Annotated in this window: 1 protein-coding gene; it reads right to left on the reverse strand. The window is 57.5% G+C overall.

The genetic code is table 11. From position 1 onward, the window contains the following. Positions 1 to 150 precede the first annotated feature (150 nt). The coding region (locus tag ACWGDX_RS39385) for a DNA-methyltransferase (RefSeq protein WP_453633645.1) at positions 151 to 630 on the reverse strand (480 nt) is incomplete at its 5' end.

The raw sequence follows: 630 nt of genomic DNA on the forward strand, positions 1-630 counted from the left end.
GCCCATTCATACGCCCGATACGCTGCAACTCTCCGATGAAGGTGTCGATGTTGTTCGGCACTTGGATCAGCGCGGACCAAAGCCAGAACACAGCAGCCCCAAGCGAGGCCACCGCGCCAACGATGCCAACCGCGATGTCAAGTTTCGTCATCACGCCAGCGTACCAGCAAACAGGTCGGCAGACTCGCCACGCCTCTCAAGCACCTGCTCGACACCCTTCTGGAACGCCTGCTCGATCCGCTCGCTGGCGATCTTGAAATAGCCTGCGTCCTGCTCCATGCCGATGAACTTCCGCCCCGTGTTCGCGCACGCAACGCCGGTCGTGCCGCTTCCCATGCAGTTGTCCAGCACCGTTTCACCTTCGTTGGTATAGGTGCGAATTAGGTACTCGCAAAGCCCCACCGGCTTCTGAGTTGGGTGGACAGACTTCACAGAACTTCCGGCGTTTGAAAATTTCAAAAGCGTCTTCGGATACCAAGTGTCGTAAACCTTGTCTGTGCTCACCGCCCTCTGCATGCCGCCCATAATTTCCGTTCTGGCGTATTCCGTCTTGCCGCGTCGCTCAATCTTGTCTGCCGGGCGGGGAATCATGATCGGGAAATACCTGTGCGGCTGCTCACTAAAAACGCT

It is taken from the genome of Streptomyces sp. NPDC055025 (assembly GCF_053608565.1).